Here is a 15,102-nt window from a genome sequence, read left to right on the forward strand (position 1 = left end):
ACCCCACTTGTCGCACTTCTATCAGTCGGTTCCTCGGACAAGTTTCGTGCGCAGTACGCCGGCGACCGCGGCCGCCATCGCGGCATGGCCCTCGTCGTCGGGGTGCACGCCGTCGGCCAGCTGGGAGGCGCCGATCAGATCCCGTCCCGGCAGAAGCAAGAGCCGCCCGTCGCCGGTGGCCTCCCCGCTGTCCAGGACTGCCCGCTCCATCGCCGTACGCAGGTCGGCGAGCGTCGCGCCCAGCCGGTTGGGGGTCCGCTCGGCCTCGGGCCGCAGCACGGGGGAGAGGACCAGCAGCGGGATCCGCGGATGTCCCTGGCGTACGAGCGCGATGAAGGCGCGCGTCGTCTCGTACAGCAGCGGGGCCGAACAGGGAACGCCGGTCCAGCAGTTGGTGCCGAAGGCGAGGGTGATCACATGGGCCGGGAGGGCCGACAGCTGCTCCGCGGTCGCAAGTTCGCCGCGGGCCGTGCCCGCGTAGCCGAGGTTCACCGTGTCCAGGCCCAGCATCCGGCCTGCGGTGGCGGGCCAGGAGTGGGCGGGGCGGGTGGACCACCAGCCCTCGGTGATGGAGTCGCCGTGGACGAGCCAGCGCGGCTGACGGGGCGCGGGCACGATGGCACCTCCGATGCCGCGCAGACCGAGGATCACGGGGGACTGGGCTTCCGGTGGATGGACCGTGAACCGGCCGCGGGCACCGGCGGGGAGGGGAACGGTGACCACCGTCTCCTCGGCGGGCTCGGCGATCGTCTCGGAGACGAGGCTGCCGTCCTGCCAGAGGGCGAAGCAGTGGGCGACGGTGCGCAGGGCGTCGGTCTCTCCCGGCACCGAAGCGCGGTAGCGGATCTGAACCGCCTGCGCGCCCTCGGCGGTGAACTCCAGCCGCACGCCGATGGGCAGCGCCGCGCGCTGCACGGTGTCCCACGGCAGCCTGCCCAGATCCGAGGGGTCCGCACGCACCGCGCGTCCGTCCTCCAGCCAGGCCACTCCACACAGAAAGGGGCGGGGATCGAGCCAGCTCACCGGGGACCTCCAGGGGTTGGGGGCGGTTACCTCCAGGAACATTGCGTTGTCCCTGTCCCGTCGCGTAGCTTGACTGCCCCTACCGGGGGGTAACCACCGCTTTTCAGTTGTCCTATTGCTCTGGGGAGACCATGCGCCGGCGATTGCGCCGCCCCACGATCCGTGGACGGATCGTGACTCTGACGGTCATACCCGTCATCGCACTGATGGCGCTGTGGACCTTCGCCATGGTGTCGGTGACGGGAGACTTGCGGGCCCTGATCCGCGTACAGGGTGTGTACGAGAGTTTCGGCACGCCCGTCGACACCGCCATCGGCCAGATCCAGATCGAACGCCGGATCTCCGCCGAGTATCTGGGAGCCGGGCGCAAGGACAGTTCCGCGGCCGTCGCCGCTCTGACTCAGCAGCAGCGCTCGACCGACCGGGCCGTGCGCGCCATGCGCGAAGCCATCGGTGACGGGGACCGGCGCGAGGATCTGTCCGGACGTCAGCGGCAGTCTCTCGACGCGATGGCCCGTTCCGTCGACGGTCTCGAAGACCTGCGGGAGAAGGTGATGGCGCGGACGATCTCCTGGGACGGCGCCGTCGACGCGTACACGGCCATGGTCGAGCCGACCTTCGACGTGCAGTCCACGCTGACCGCCCTGCAGGCCGGTCAGATGGCCCGTGAGAGCCAGGTCGTCGTCGAGCTGGTGCGCGTAAGGGAGTTCGTCTCCCGTGAGGACGCGCTCGTGGCCGGGGCGCGCGCCTCGGGCCGCCTCACCGACCAGCAGTACGACACGCTCACCGCGACCATCGAGGACCGGCGGGTCTTCCACCGTACGTACGTCGCCGATCTCCCCGACGACTCCCGGCAGTTGTTCGCCGACTTCGAGAAGGGCGAGGAGTACCGGGCGCTGATCGCGGGCGAGGACGCCCTGCTGCGCGCGGGCGCTTCCGGCGCGGGCAAGGCCATGGCAGCCGAGTCCTGGCGGACCACGACGGACCGCGCGGTCAAGCGGTACATGCTGCTGTGCACCGACTCGGCGCTCAACACCGCCGACCGCGGGCGGGCCTTCGCCTACCGCGAGATGGTCAAGGCGGCCGTCGTCGGCGTGCTGGGGCTGGTCGCCGTCGGTCTGTCGATCCGGTTCTCGATGGTCAGCGGGCGGCGCATCTCGCGCCGTCTGGAGGAGCTGCGCGACGCCGCCGATGTGCTGGCCACCCGTCAGCTGCCCGACGTGATGGAGCGGCTCGGCGCGGGCGAGGAGGTGGACGCGGCAGCGGTCGCCCCGCCACTGGACTTCGGCGACGACCACCGAGGCCCGGACGAGATCGGCCAGGTCGGGCAGGCGCTCAACGCCGCGCGTCTGGCGGCCGTCGAGGCCGCCGTCAAGCAGGCGACGCTGCGCCGCGGAATCTTCGCGGTACTGCTCAACATCGCCCGCCGCAACCAGGCACTGGTCCACCGTCAGTCGAAGCTGGTCGACACGCTGGAGCGGCGCACCAGCGACCCGGACACGCTGGAGGACCTGTTCCGGATCGACCATCTGACGACCCGGATGCGACGCCACGCGGAAGGGCTCATCATCCTCTCCGGCGCGACGCCGGGCCGCCGCTGGCGCCGGCCGGTGCCGGTGGCCGACATCGTGTCCGCGGCGGCCGGTGAGATCGAGGACTACACCCGGGTCGTGGTGCCGCCGATGCCCGCCGTCGGTATCAGCGCGGAGGCCGTGGCCGACGTGGTGCACCTGCTGGCCGAACTCATGGAGAACGCCGCCGCGTTCTCCCCGCCGCACACCCAGGTCACCATGCGGACCTCGGACGCCCGCAACGGCTTCGTGCTGGAGATCGACGACCGCGGGCTCGGCATGGACGCCGGTGAACTGGAGCAGGCGCACCGGACACTGGCGCATCCCGGCGACTTCGACCCGGCGCAGGACGAGCGCCTCGGCCTGTACGTCGTCGGGCGGCTCGCCGAGCGGCACGGGATCGGCGTGACCCTCACCAGGTCGCCCTACGGCGGCACCACCGCCGTGGTGCTCCTGCCGCACGCGATCCTCGCCCCCGTCGACGAGCCGGCCGCCGCCGAGCCCCGGGACAGGCCCCGGCCCGTGCGTGCCGTGCCCGCTCCCAGGACGCTGGAGGCCGTGCCCGCGGTGCACGACCGTGCCCCGGAGGAACCCGAGCCCGCGCCACCGGCCACGGCAGGTCCGCCGCTGGGCGGGCTGCCCACCCGGGTCCGCCAGGCCTCGCTCGCCGCCCCGCTGCGCGAGACGCCCCCGGCATCTGCCGGCGGACCCGAACGTGAGGTGTCCCCGGAAGAGATGCGCTCGATCTTCGGAGCTTTCCAGGCCGGCCTCGACCGTGGCCGCAAGGGCGATAGCGTCGGCCCCGCGTCGCCGAGCGCCGCACGGCGCCCCCGCACGACAGATGAAGGGACGGACGACGATGGCTGAGACAAGCACCGGCGATCAGTCGGGCCTCGGCTGGCTGCTGGACGATCTGCTGGCCAGGACCGACCACGTCCGCCAGGCGGTACTGCTGACGGCCGACGGTCTGGTCAGCAGCGCGTCCCGCGGTATGGTCAGGCGGGACATCGAGCATCTCTCCGCCGTGTGCGCGGGCTTCCACAGCCTCGCCAAGGAAGCGGGCGACCGCTTCGAGGCCGGGAGCGTCCGCCAGACGATGGTCATGCTCGACAACGCCTTCCTCTTCATCACCCCGGCCGGCGACGGCAGCAGGCTCGCGGTGCTCTCCGACATCGAGACCGACGTCGGGCAGCTCGCCCACGAGATGGCACTGCTGGTCAAGCGGGTGGGCCGGCACATGGCCGTCCCCACGCGCTCGGCCGCCGAGGCCACCGACGCCTGACCCGTGAGCGACCACTGGTACGAGGACGAGACCGGTCCTCTGGTGCGGCCGTACACCGTCACCCAGGGCCGGACCCGTCCCGTCTCCGAGCACGGCATCGATCTGATGTCCCAGGTCACGGCCCTCGACCTCGACGGGGCCGCGCCGCCGCTCGACCATGCCCGCAGCTCGCTGCTCGAACTGGTACGCCGCGAGCCGCGCCCCGTCGCCGAGATCGCCGCCGACGCGGATCTGCCGCTGACCGTCGTGCGCGTCCTGCTCGCCGATCTGGTCGAAGCCGGACTCGTCAGGGTCTCCGCACCGGTCACCCACGAGGGTCTCGACGACCCCGGGCTGCTGCGCGAGATCGTCGACCGTCTTCGGGAGCTGTGAGGCTTTCGTTCACCGGGGCGCAATGTTTCCCCGTGGTGCCCGTCATCGCGCAATGATCGTTCGCAGATGCGCAACAACCCTGCATTACGGGCACGAGCGTGCGGCTCGTAGGCTCACTCTCCGTACCAGGAGTGGCGGTGACCGTCTGCTCGGCGGTTCCCTCCCCTCATGCGCGGGCTTCTTCGCCATGCCCGCGGGCCGCCGGTCACCTGCCGCCGACCCGCAGCCAAGAAGGAGCCCCGCAGTGCTTGACGCCGGCGCAGCCCCACCCGCCCCCGAGCCGTCCACCGCCCAAAGCCCGGGCCTCGGCGCCCGGCTGATGCGGCGTAAGCCCGTCGAGCAGCTGGTCGCCGAGGGCGGCCAGGGCGAGGGCGGCTCACTGCGCCGCTCGCTCACCATGTGGCAGCTGACCATGATCAGCATCGGTGCGACGCTCGGCACCGGCATCTTCGTCGTGCTCGGCGAGGCCACCCCGCTGGCCGGCCCGGCGGTCGCGATCTCGTTCGTCATCGCCGGCCTGACCGCGCTGTTCTCGGCGCTCTCCTACGCGGAGCTGGCCGGATCCATCCCCGTCTCCGGCTCCTCGTACTCGTACTCGTACGCCACCATGGGCGAGATCGTCGCCTGGATCTGCGGCTGGTGTCTGATCCTGGAGTACGGCGTCTCGGTCGCCGCCGTGGCCGTCGGCTGGGGCGAATACCTCAACGAGCTGCTCGACGGCACCATCGGTGTCACCATCCCCGACGCGGTCTCCGCACCGCTGGGCGAGGGCGGCCTCATCAATCTGCCGGCGCTGGTGGTCGTGCTGCTCGCCATGGTCTTCCTGATGGGCGGCGCCAAGGAGAGCGCCCGGATCAACACGATCATGGTCGGCGTGAAGATCGTGACGCTGCTGCTCTTCATCGGCATCGGCTTCATGGGCATCAAGGCCGGCAACTACACCCCGCTCGCCCCGCTCGGCGTGACCGGGATCAGCGCCGCCGCGGCCAGCCTCTTCTTCTCGTACATCGGCTTCGACGCTGCCTCCACCGCCGGTGAAGAGGCCAAGAACCCCAAGCGGGACCTGCCGCGCGCGATCATGCTGTCGCTGCTGATCGTCACCGTGCTGTACTGCCTGGTCGCGCTCGTCGCCGTCGGCGCCATGCCGTGGCAGGACTTCGAGGGAACCGAGGCGGCCCTGGCCCAGATCATGAAGGACGTCACCGGCCAGAGCATCTGGGGCGTCGTGCTCGCCGCGGGCGCGGTCGTCGCCATCGCGTCGGTCGTCTTCGCCGTGCTCTACGGCCAGACCCGCATCCTGTTCGCGATGTCCCGCGACGGCCTGGTTCCCAAGCTGTTCGCCAAGGTGAACCCGCGCACCGGCGCCCCGCGCGCCAACACCGTCATCGTCTCGCTCTTCTGCGGAGCCCTCGCGGCCTTCATCCCGCTCGGCGAACTGGCCAACGCCACCAGCATCGGCACGCTGTTCGCCTTCGCACTGGTCAACGTCGCCGTGGTGATCCTGCGCTACAAGCGCCCCGACATGAACCGCACCTTCAGGGTGATGCTCTTCCCCCTCACCCCGATCCTCGGCTTCGCCTTCTGCGCCTATCTGATGTACACGATGCCGGGCACCACCTGGATGGTCTTCGGTGGCTGGATGATCGTCGGCCTCGTGTTCTACTTCGGATACGGCATGCGCCGCTCCCGACTGGCCACGGCAGAGAAGTGATCCACCCGCAGTGCGACTGAACGAACTCGACGAACGCATCGTCCACGCCCTCGCCGAGGACGCCCGCCGCTCCTACGCGGACATCGGCTCCGAGGTCGGCCTCTCCGCGCCCGCCGTCAAGCGGCGGGTCGACAGGCTGCGCGCCGAAGGCGCCATCACCGGGTTCACCGTCCGGGTGGACCCGGCGGCGCTCGGCTGGGAGACCGAGGGCTTCGTCGAGATCTACTGTCGTCACAACACCTCGCCCGATGCCATCCGCCGCGGCATGGAGCGTTACCCAGAGGTCGTGTCCGCCTCCACCGTCACCGGTGAGGCGGACGCGATCGTCCAGGTCTTCGCCTCCGACATGCGCCACTTCGAGCGGGTGCTGGAGCGGATCGCGGGCGAGCCGTTCGTGGTGCGCACCAAATCGGTGCTGGTGCTCTCCCCGCTGCTGCGGCGCTTCTCCTCGGGCGCGCCCGCCTGAGCGGGCGGATCCCGGACTGTTTCCGCGACTCCCCTCCGACGTGCGACGCCGCTCTGATGTGGTGGCACGCAACGAATCGCTGCCCCGGGCGGGCACAGCGCAATGGATCGGCCATCGACACGCAACGGTCGCGGGTTGTCCCGGCGGGAGTCCGGACCGTACCGTTTTAATGTCTTCTTCACCCCGCATACATCGCCCAGAGGTTGCCGATGCCCCCGCTGCGCACCGCCCTGCTCCAGAGCTCCGGCCGACCGGGCTCGGTCGCCGAGAACCTCAAGGTGCTCGACGAGGCCGCGGCCCGTGCGGCGGCAGCCGGTGCCGGACTGCTGATCGGCCCCGAGATGTTTCTGACGGGGTACGCGATCGGCGACCAGGTGCCCGTGCTGGCCGAGCCCGCCGACGGCCCCGCCGCCCGGTCCGTCGCCGAGATCGCCCGCCGCCACGGCATCGCGGTGATGTACGGCTATCCCGAGCGGGACGGCGAGAAGATCTTCAACTCCGCGCAGCTGATCGGTCCCGACGGCGAGAGCCTCACGAACTACCGCAAGACCCATCTCTTCGGCTGCTTCGAGCAGCAGTGGTTCACCCCGGGCGAGCAGCCGGTTGTCCAGGCCGAGCTCGGCGGGATCCGGATCGGCATGCTGATCTGCTACGACGTGGAGTTCCCGGAGAACGTCCGGGCGCACGCGCTCGCCGGCACCGATCTGCTGCTGGTGCCCACCGCCCAGATGCACCCCTTCCAGTTCGTGGCCGAGTCGGTCGTCCCGGTGCGGGCCTTCGAGAGCCAGATGTACATCGCGTACGTCAACAGGACAGGCCCGGAAGGGGAGTTCGAGTTCGTCGGACTCAGCTGCCTGGCGAGCCCCGACGGCACGACCCGCGTCCGCGCCGGGCGGGGCGAGGAACTGGTCGTCGGCGAGGTCGATCCGGCCCTGCTGAGCGCCTCCCGCGAGGCCAATCCCTATCTGCGCGACCGCCGCCCGGGCCTCTACGGCTCCCTGATCTGAACCTCTCCCCGCTCGGATCTGAACCTCTCCCCGCTCGCCGCACACGCTTTCCCCGCAAGGAGTCCGTACCCCATGACGTCCACGGTGCCCACCACTGCTGTCCAGCACACCGACGAGCAGCCGCCGATCACCATGTTCGGTCCGGACTTCCCTTACGCGTACGACGATTTCCTCGCCCACCCGGCGGGCCTGGGCCAGATACCCGCGACCGAGCACGGCACCGAGGTCGCCGTCATCGGCGGCGGGCTCTCCGGCATCGTCGCCGCGTACGAGCTGATGAAGATGGGCCTCAAGCCGGTCGTCTACGAGGCGGACCAGATCGGCGGCCGGCTGCGCACCGTCGGCTTCGAGGGCACCGGCACCAACGAGCTGTCGGCCGAGATGGGCGCGATGCGCTTCCCGCCCTCCTCCACCGCGCTGCAGCACTACATCGACCTGGTCGGTCTGACCACGCAGCCCTTCCCCAACCCCCTTGCGCCGAGCACCCCGTCGACCGTCGTCGACCTCAAGGGCGAGTCCCACTACGCCGAGACCATCGACGACCTGCCGCAGGTCTACCGCGATGTGATGGAGGCCTGGAACGCCTGTCTGGAGGAGGGCGCCGACTTCTCCGACATGAACCGCGCCATGCGGGAGCGCGATGTGCCGCGCATCCGCGAGATCTGGGCGAAGCTGGTCGAGAAGCTCGACAACCAGACCTTCTACGGCTTCCTCTGCGAGTCCGAGGCCTTCAAGTCCTTCCGGCACCGCGAGATCTTCGGCCAGGTCGGCTTCGGCACCGGCGGCTGGGACACCGACTTCCCCAACTCCATCCTGGAGATTCTGCGCGTCGTCTACTCCGAGGCCGACGACCACCACCGCGGCATCGTCGAGGGCAGCCAGCAGCTGCCGCTGCGGCTCTGGGACCGCGAGCCCGCCAAGATCACCTACTGGGCGCCCGGTACCTCGCTGTCCTCCCTGCACGAGGGCGACCCGAAGCCGGCCGTGACCCGGATGCACCGCACCGCGGGCAACCGGATCACCGTCACTGACGCCTCCGGCGACATCCGTACGTACAGGGCGGCCATCTTCACCGCGCAGTCCTGGATGCTGCTCTCCAAGATCGCCTGTGACGACTCGCTCTTCCCCATCGACCACTGGACGGCGATGGAGCGCACCCACTACATGGAGTCGTCCAAGCTGTTCGTCCCGGTCGACCGGCCGTTCTGGCTGGACAAGGACGAGGTGACGGGCCGTGACGTCATGTCGATGACGCTCACCGACCGGATGACCCGCGGCACGTACCTGCTCGACAACGGGCCCGACAAGCCGGCCGTCATCTGCCTCTCGTACACCTGGTGCGACGACAGCCTCAAGTGGCTGCCGCTGCCCGCGAACGAGCGGATGGAGGTCATGCTCAAGTCGCTGGGCGAGATCTACCCGAACGTCGACATCCGCAGCCACATCATCGGCAACCCGGTCACCGTGTCCTGGGAGAACGAGCCGTACTTCATGGGCGCGTTCAAGGCGAACCTGCCGGGCCACTACCGCTACCAGCGCCGCCTGTTCACGCACTTCATGCAGGACGGGCTGCCCGAGGACAAGCGCGGCATCTTCCTCGCGGGCGACGACATCTCCTGGACGGCGGGCTGGGCCGAGGGCGCCGTGCAGACCGCGCTGAACGCGGTGTGGGGCGTGATGCACCAGCTCGGCGGGGCGACCGACCCGAGCAACCCGGGCCCCGGCGACCTGTACGACGAGATCGCTCCGGTCGAACTGCCGGAGGACTGAAAGCGACCGTCCGGGGCCGGCCGCGATCCGGCCGGCCCCGGACGGTGTTCAACTGCTCGGGCGCCTGCCGCGCGGCGGCCCTGTCAGCGCCAGGGCGTGAGCAGACAGCGCCCGACGAGACCGACACCCGTGTCGAGTCGCTCCGTGAACTCCTCGGCCAGGCCGGGGAGTTCTCGTACTTCCCACAACAGTCGCGCCGCCGACCAAGCGCCCTCGCGAGCCCGGTCGAGGCTCCAGGAGCCGACCAGGTGGGTGAGCGGATCGGCGATCTCCAGCAGATCGGGGCCCGGCATCAGATCCTCGCGGATGCGCTCCTCGAGGAGCGTGAGGATGTCGCCGACCCGGTCGAACTCGGCCTCGAGACCGGCGGGTTCGCAGTCGAGCGCCCGGCAGGCGTCGACCACGGCGAGTGCCAGATCGTGCCCGATGTGCGCGTTGATGCCTGCGAGCGCGAACTGCAGCGGCCGTACGCCGGGGTGGCGCCGGTACTGGAAGAGCGGCCGCCAGCAGGCCGGCGGACGGCGTCCCTCCGCCGCCGCGTCCACGGCTGCCAGATAGCGGCGGGCGAAGAGCACGTCCAGCGTGGCGGCGGCCCGCCGGTCCGGGAAGCCGCCGCCGTCGATGTGCCGGTCGATCTCCTGCGTGACGGCCAGATAGACCCGGTTGAAGACGGCGACGCCGTCCGTGGCGGGCCAGTCGTCGCGCAGCGCGTGCATCCGTTCCACCACGGAGTCGACCGGAGAGGGGTGACGGTCGGCCCGGGTCGCGACATGTTCCATCAGCGCCATGCAGGCAGCGTCCCAGCCGGCGGCGAAATGGTGCGGTGACGGGCCGGGGCTTCCCCAGAACGGAGGACGCGCGCAGGGGCGTCGTACGCCGGGGTTCACGGGGGCCGCCCGCGCCGGGGTCCCATCTGTGAATCGTGCGCACGGCATTGTCACCCGTACCTGGCGGCCCTACGCTCACACGGTCCCGTTCCTGAATCGCGTTCACATATCTGATGGGAGCATGCGATGGCCGGAAGACCCCGACGGCGCCTGGGAGTTGTGCTCACCGCCGTCGCCGCCTGTGTCACCGTGCTCGTGCCGATCGCGTCGTCCCGGGCCGCGGCCACGCCCGGCTCGTATCCGGTGCCGAAGACGGTGGTGATCGACGGCAAGCGGCTGACAGCGGCCAAGTCGCGGCTCGACCACGGCGATCCGGCACTGCGCAAGGCGGCTCAGGCCCTTGTCGTACGCGCCGACGGCTGGCTCGGACAAGGGCCCTGGACCGTCGTCGACAAGCCCAGGCCCGCACCGAGCGGCGACGTCCACGACTATCTGAGCCAGGCGCCCTACTGGTGGCCCTCGCAGCCCAAGACGCCCGAGAATCCGTGGGGTTGCCCGTATGTCCAGCGCGACGGCGAACGCAACCCCGAGGTCGACACCGGCACCGACCGCCCCGACATCGGCAAGGTCGTGAACTCGGTCACCACGCTGAGCCTCGCCTGGTACTACACGGGCAGGAAGCAGTACGCCGAGCACGCGTCGAGGATCCTGCGCACCTGGTTCCTGGACCCGGCGACCCGGATGAACCCCCATCTGAACCATGGGCAGTTCATCCCCTGCAAATACGACGGCCGGGCGATCGGCATCATCGACTTCTCGCAGCAGTACACCAGCGTCCTGGACGCCGTCGCGATCCTTCAGAGCGGGGCGCCCGGTTGGTCCAAGAGCGACCGGACCGCCATGCGGGACTGGAACGCGTCCTTCCTGGACTGGCTGGTGAACTCGCGCTTCGGCAAGGACGAGTCGGCGGCCAAGAACAACCACGGCACGTTCCACGACATGCAGGTGGCCGCCCTGGCGCTCGCCACCGGCGACAGGGACCTCGCACGCAAGGTCGTCCTCGACGCGCGCGGCAAGCGGATCGACTCGCAGATAGCCGCCGACGGCAGCCAGCCGCAGGAGCTCGCGCGGACCCGTAGCTGGCACTACTCGACCTTCGCCCTCGTCGCGTACACCCGGCTCGCCGACATCGGCAGGCAGGTGGGCGTGGACCTGTGGGCGTACCGGGGCCCGCAGGGACAGAGCCTGTTCAAGGCGGTCGACTATCTGCTGCCCGCGGCGACGGGGGCATCGGCCTGGCCGCATCCCGAGCTCGAGTTCTACCGGTACGCGGCCAGCGACGTGGTGCACGCGGCGGCGGACGCGGGTGACCCCAGGGCGAGGGCGGCGGTGCGGCGGCTTCAGACGCCGCCGGGCGGTGACCTGTGGGCGCTGCGGCCGGCGGCGGAACAGCTGGACTCGATCGCGGGCTGAGCGCTTCGATCGAGGGCATGTTTTGGGAGTAGCGCCGTCCGCCCGAAGGGCGGGCCCCGCGGCGTCTGGTGCGTGCAATCGCAAGGCGGTGGGGGCACCCCCGGACGAAGTCTGGGGGAGATCGCCCTCGTACTGGACGTACTTGGGTGACTCCGACAACATCGCGAGTGCGCGTGCCAGGCGTCGCGGGGTGGGGGTACCTCCCAGGCGAAGCTCTGGGGGAGGGACTTCTAAAACACGCCCTCGCGTCAGGGCAGCCGCTCGACCACCGCGTCCGCGATGCCGGACTTCACGCTGTCCCGCCCCGCCGACCGCAGTACCCCCGCGCCCGCGATCAGCCCGGACGCAAGCAGCGTCACCAGGCCGAAGGAGACCACCAGGCTCGTCGCGTCGGCCACCGCCCCGATCGCCGAGGGCGCGATCAGCCCCGAGGTGTACGTGATCGTGGCGACGCCCGCGATCGCCTGGCTCGGGTTCGGCCCGCTGCGCCCCGCCGCCGCAAAGGCCAGCGGTACGACAACGGCGACCCCGAGCCCGATGAATGCGAAGCCGGTCATTGCCACGGCCGGATGCGACGCGAAGACGACCAGCAGTCCGCCCGCCGTCGCCAGCACGCCTCCCACTCGTACCGTGCGCACCGGCCCGAAGCGGTCCACGATCCGGTCGCCGGCCAGCCGCGCCACCGCCATGGTCAGCGCGAACGCGGTGGTGGACGCGGCGGCGAGACCGGCCGATGTGTCCATCTCGTCCCGGAGATACACCGCCGACCAGTCCAGACTCGCACCCTCCGCGAACACCGCGCAGAACCCGATCGCGCCGATGACCAGCGCCGATCTGGGCGGCAGCGCGAAGCGCGGCGGCGGTGCCTCGTCGGGCGCGCTGCGCAGGTCCAGTACGCCCTGACAGGCGACGAGCCCGAGCAGGGTGAGCGTCAGGGCGGCGAGCGCGTGGTGCAGCCGGGCGTCGCTGCCCAGGTGTGCCGCGAGCGTGCCGCCCGCCGAGCCGATCAGCGCGCCCACGCTCCACATGCCGTGCAGCCCGGACATGATCGACCGGTCGAGCCGGTTCTCGGTCTCGACGCCGAGGGCGTTCATGGCCACGTCGGACATCCCGGCCGCCGCCCCGAACACGAAGAGCGCCGCGCACAGCGCGAGCACGTTCGGGGCGAAGGACGGCAGGGTCAGCGAGAGGGTCCACAGGACGATCAGCCCCCGCAGCGCGTTGCGCGCGCCGAACCGGTGGCTGACCCTTCCGGCCAGCGGCATTGCCACGGACGCGCCGAGCGCGGGGAAGGCGAGCGCGAGACCGAGCTGCCCGGCGCCGACCGACGCGTGGTCCTGGATCCAGGGGATCCGGGTGGCGAAACTGCCGGTGACCGCGCCGTGCACGCAGAAGACGGCGGCGATGGCATAGCGCGCCCGCCTCAATCTCTGGTGACCGAAGACCACTTCGTTCGCCATGCCCTGCCCCTCCCCGTCGTCGTGCCGCGTAAACTATCAGGGACCCTGCCTGATAAATAGTGAGGGCGGGGATCTGGAAGGATTCCGGCATGCCCGCATCACCGAGCACCGCCCGTGCCATCAACGACCGGCACGCCCTGCAACTGCTGCAGCAGGAAGGGCCGTTGACGGCAGGGCAGCTGAAGACCAGGACCGGACTCTCCAGGCCCACCGTCGCCGACCTGGTGGAGCGCCTGCAGGGCTCCGGCCTGATCCAGGTCGTCGGCGAGGCGGGCACGGAGCGCCGTGGCCCCAATGCCAGGGTGTACGGGATCGTCGCCGACCGCGCGCACCTGGCCGCTCTCGACGTACGGACCCAGAGCGTGAGCGTCGTCGTCGCGGATCTGCTCGGCGTCACCCTGGCCGAAGCCTCGCTCCCGATCGGCAGCGACACCGGCACCGAGCCCGCGGTAGAGCAGGCGGTCGCGCTGCTGGAACGGACCGCACGCGAGGCGGGCGCGCCCCGGCTGCACAGCGTCGGCATCGGTGCGCCCGGCCTGATCGACCCGGTCACCGGCGAACTGCGCGACACCTCGGGCCTGCCCGCCTGGCACCGCCGTCTGGTCGCCGCCCTCCACGAGAGGCTGCCTGCCAGGGTGCTCGTCGAGAACGAGACCAATCTGGCGGCCGTCGCGGAACAGCGCCTCGGCGCGGCCCGCGACCGCGACACCTTTGTCCTCCTGTGGCTCGGACACGGCGTAGGGGCGGCTCTCTTCCTCGACGGCAGGCTCCGCAAGGGTGCCTCCGGAGGCGCGGGGGAGATCGGCTTCCTGCCGGTGCCCGGCACGACGGGCACCCCCTCCGCGGTCGACTGCGGCGGCGGCTTCCATTCACTGGCCGGATCCGCCGCGATCTGCGAGCTCGCCGCCGAGCACGGCATCGGGGCCGACCGGCGCGGGGAGCCCCCGGCTGCGGCGCTGGTGCGGTCGGCAGTGGCGGCCGGGCAGGGCGACTTCCTCGACGCCCTGGCCCACCGGCTGTCCCTCGGCGTGGCCGCGGTCGCCGCCGTACTCGACCCGGGCTGCGTGGTCCTCGGCGGCGAGGTCGGCCACGCCGGCGGCGCGGAGCTGGCGGCCCGGGTCGAGTCCCGGCTGGCCGGGCTCTCGCCGCTGCGTACTGAGGTACGTGCCGGGGAGCTGGGCGGCACGGCCGTCCTGAGCGGCGCGCTGCTCACGGCACGCGAGGCGGCACAGAACGAGCTCTTCTCTCCACGGGGCTGAACTGCACGCGAGGTGCGCCTCAGCCGAGCCGTCGCGTCAGGAACTGCTCGAACGTGACCTTCCCGACGGCCCGTTCGGGCGCCAGGTGCGTGCCGTCGCGGTAGCCCGCGTACGCCTTCCCGGCCAGCCGCACCGGCAGGATCGGGCGGCGCTTGCCCGTCGCGCGGAGATAGGCGCGGGCCAGATCCGCGAGCGGGCGGACCTCCGGGCCGCCCATGTCCGCGACCCGGCCCGCCGGAGCGCCCAGGGCCAACTCGGCCAGCCGGTCGGCGACTTCACCCGCGTCGATCGGCTGCACACTCACCCCCGAGGGCAGCGCAAGCACCGGCAGCCGGGCCGCGCCCGCGATCAGGCGGAACACCAGATCGTGGAACTGCGTGGTCCGCTGCACCGTCCAGCCGGAACCCGACTCCTCGATCATCCGCTCGACCTTGTGCTTGACGCCGTAATAGCCGAGCGGCAGCCGGTCCACGCCGACGATCGAGACGTACACCAGATGCGGCACCGCGGCCCTGCGCGCGGCCGCGAGCAGCTGCCCGGCGGCCCTGTCGTCACCGCCGCGCGGACTGGTCGCGCAGTGCACGATCGCGTCCACGCCCTCGACCGCCGCGTCCAGGCCCGTACCCTCGCGCAGATCGACGGCGTACGGCTTCGCGTGACGGCTGAGCACCCGTATCTCGTGTCCGCGCCCGCGCAGCCGCTCGCACAGCAGGCTGCCCAGCGTTCCCGTACCACCTGTCACCAGGATCGTTGTCATGGCCTCAGCCTGTCAGAGGCCGAAGACCCGGCGGCGGCAAGGGCCGGTTCTCCGCCGCCGGGCGGTCGACACTCCACGTACAGCGGAGGTGCCGCCGAGATTAAAAGGACTAGACCAGGGCGGT

At 71.0% G+C, this 15,102-nt stretch carries 13 protein-coding genes; 9 read left to right on the plus strand and 4 right to left on the minus strand.

The features are described from left to right. Positions 1 to 21: 21 nt before the first annotated feature. Positions 22 to 1,023, minus strand: a complete 1,002-nt coding sequence (locus OOK40_RS34105; RefSeq protein ID WP_266489429.1) for a GDSL-type esterase/lipase family protein — start codon at positions 1,021 to 1,023, stop codon at positions 22 to 24. Positions 1,024 to 1,196: 173 nt separating this feature from the next. Here OOK40_RS34105 and OOK40_RS34110 point away from each other — a divergent pair, with 173 nt between their 5' ends. The 7 genes from OOK40_RS34110 (at position 1,197) to OOK40_RS34140 (ending at position 9,202) form a co-directional block, all read left to right on the plus strand. Beyond that, positions 1,197 to 3,461, plus strand: coding sequence for an ATP-binding protein (locus tag OOK40_RS34110; RefSeq protein ID WP_266489431.1), 2,265 nt, complete (start codon positions 1,197 to 1,199; stop codon positions 3,459 to 3,461). Then, positions 3,454 to 3,876, plus strand: coding sequence for a roadblock/LC7 domain-containing protein (locus OOK40_RS34115; RefSeq protein WP_266489433.1), 423 nt, complete (start codon positions 3,454 to 3,456; stop codon positions 3,874 to 3,876). Before OOK40_RS34110 ends, OOK40_RS34115 begins: the two co-directional genes overlap by 8 nt. 3 nt (positions 3,877 to 3,879) lie before the next feature. Continuing rightward, the gene (locus OOK40_RS34120; protein ID WP_266489435.1) at positions 3,880 to 4,248 is read left to right on the plus strand and encodes a DUF742 domain-containing protein; all 369 of its coding nucleotides are present in this window, start codon (positions 3,880 to 3,882) and stop codon (positions 4,246 to 4,248) included. A 319-nt stretch (positions 4,249 to 4,567) separates the two neighbouring features. Further along, positions 4,568 to 5,959, plus strand: coding sequence for an amino acid permease (locus OOK40_RS34125; protein ID WP_266489557.1), 1,392 nt, complete (start codon positions 4,568 to 4,570; stop codon positions 5,957 to 5,959). Between the two features lie 10 nt (positions 5,960 to 5,969). Then, complete coding sequence (locus OOK40_RS34130) at positions 5,970 to 6,425, plus strand: Lrp/AsnC family transcriptional regulator (RefSeq protein WP_266489437.1); 456 nt, start codon at positions 5,970 to 5,972, stop codon at positions 6,423 to 6,425. A gap of 209 nt (positions 6,426 to 6,634) precedes the next feature. After that, the gene (locus OOK40_RS34135; protein WP_266489439.1) at positions 6,635 to 7,432 is read left to right on the plus strand and encodes a carbon-nitrogen hydrolase family protein; all 798 of its coding nucleotides are present in this window, start codon (positions 6,635 to 6,637) and stop codon (positions 7,430 to 7,432) included. Positions 7,433 to 7,504: 72 nt separating this feature from the next. Beyond that, positions 7,505 to 9,202: an NAD(P)/FAD-dependent oxidoreductase gene (locus OOK40_RS34140; RefSeq protein ID WP_266489442.1), complete on the plus strand. Its 1,698-nt coding sequence runs from the start codon at positions 7,505 to 7,507 to the stop codon at positions 9,200 to 9,202. A gap of 83 nt (positions 9,203 to 9,285) precedes the next feature. Here the strand turns inward: OOK40_RS34140 and OOK40_RS34145 are convergent, their stop codons facing one another. Continuing rightward, positions 9,286 to 9,990, minus strand: a complete 705-nt coding sequence (locus tag OOK40_RS34145; RefSeq protein WP_266489444.1) for a DUF5995 family protein — start codon at positions 9,988 to 9,990, stop codon at positions 9,286 to 9,288. A gap of 225 nt (positions 9,991 to 10,215) precedes the next feature. On the opposite strand from OOK40_RS34145, the gene OOK40_RS34150 reads away from it, so the two are divergent. Beyond that, entirely contained in the window at positions 10,216 to 11,502 is a 1,287-nt protein-coding gene (locus tag OOK40_RS34150) for an alginate lyase family protein (protein ID WP_266489445.1), read from the plus strand. A 248-nt stretch (positions 11,503 to 11,750) separates the two neighbouring features. Here the strand turns inward: OOK40_RS34150 and OOK40_RS34155 are convergent, their stop codons facing one another. After that, positions 11,751 to 12,962, minus strand: a complete 1,212-nt coding sequence (locus OOK40_RS34155; protein ID WP_266489447.1) for an MFS transporter — start codon at positions 12,960 to 12,962, stop codon at positions 11,751 to 11,753. 89 nt (positions 12,963 to 13,051) lie between these two features. On the opposite strand from OOK40_RS34155, the gene OOK40_RS34160 reads away from it, so the two are divergent. Next, entirely contained in the window at positions 13,052 to 14,221 is a 1,170-nt protein-coding gene (locus tag OOK40_RS34160) for an ROK family transcriptional regulator (RefSeq protein WP_266489449.1), read from the plus strand. Positions 14,222 to 14,240: 19 nt separating this feature from the next. On the opposite strand, the gene OOK40_RS34165 is transcribed toward OOK40_RS34160, so the two are convergent. After that, on the minus strand, positions 14,241 to 14,978 hold the full coding sequence (locus tag OOK40_RS34165) for an SDR family oxidoreductase (RefSeq protein ID WP_266489452.1): 738 nt from the start codon (positions 14,976 to 14,978) through the stop codon (positions 14,241 to 14,243). Positions 14,979 to 15,102 lie beyond the last annotated feature (124 nt).

This window comes from Streptomyces sp. NBC_01481, assembly GCF_026339995.1.
Taxonomy (GTDB): Bacteria; Actinomycetota; Actinomycetes; order Streptomycetales; family Streptomycetaceae; genus Streptomyces.

Bases quoted from the DNA above. Each gene is read 5' to 3' on its own strand.
- OOK40_RS34115 (WP_266489433.1), top strand. From the start codon at position 3,454: ATGGCTGAGACAAGCACCGGCGATCAGTCGGGCCTCGGCTGGCTGCTG.
- OOK40_RS34125 (WP_266489557.1), top strand. From the start codon at position 4,568: ATGCGGCGTAAGCCCGTCGAGCAGCTGGTCGCCGAGGGCGGCCAGGGC.
- OOK40_RS34135 (WP_266489439.1), top strand. From the start codon at position 6,635: ATGCCCCCGCTGCGCACCGCCCTGCTCCAGAGCTCCGGCCGACCGGGC.
- OOK40_RS34140 (WP_266489442.1), top strand. From the start codon at position 7,505: ATGACGTCCACGGTGCCCACCACTGCTGTCCAGCACACCGACGAGCAG.
- OOK40_RS34145 (WP_266489444.1), bottom strand. From the start codon at position 9,990: ATGGCGCTGATGGAACATGTCGCGACCCGGGCCGACCGTCACCCCTCT.
- OOK40_RS34150 (WP_266489445.1), top strand. From the start codon at position 10,216: ATGGCCGGAAGACCCCGACGGCGCCTGGGAGTTGTGCTCACCGCCGTC.
- OOK40_RS34155 (WP_266489447.1), bottom strand. From the start codon at position 12,962: ATGGCGAACGAAGTGGTCTTCGGTCACCAGAGATTGAGGCGGGCGCGC.
- OOK40_RS34160 (WP_266489449.1), top strand. From the start codon at position 13,052: ATGCCCGCATCACCGAGCACCGCCCGTGCCATCAACGACCGGCACGCC.
- OOK40_RS34165 (WP_266489452.1), bottom strand. From the start codon at position 14,978: ATGACAACGATCCTGGTGACAGGTGGTACGGGAACGCTGGGCAGCCTG.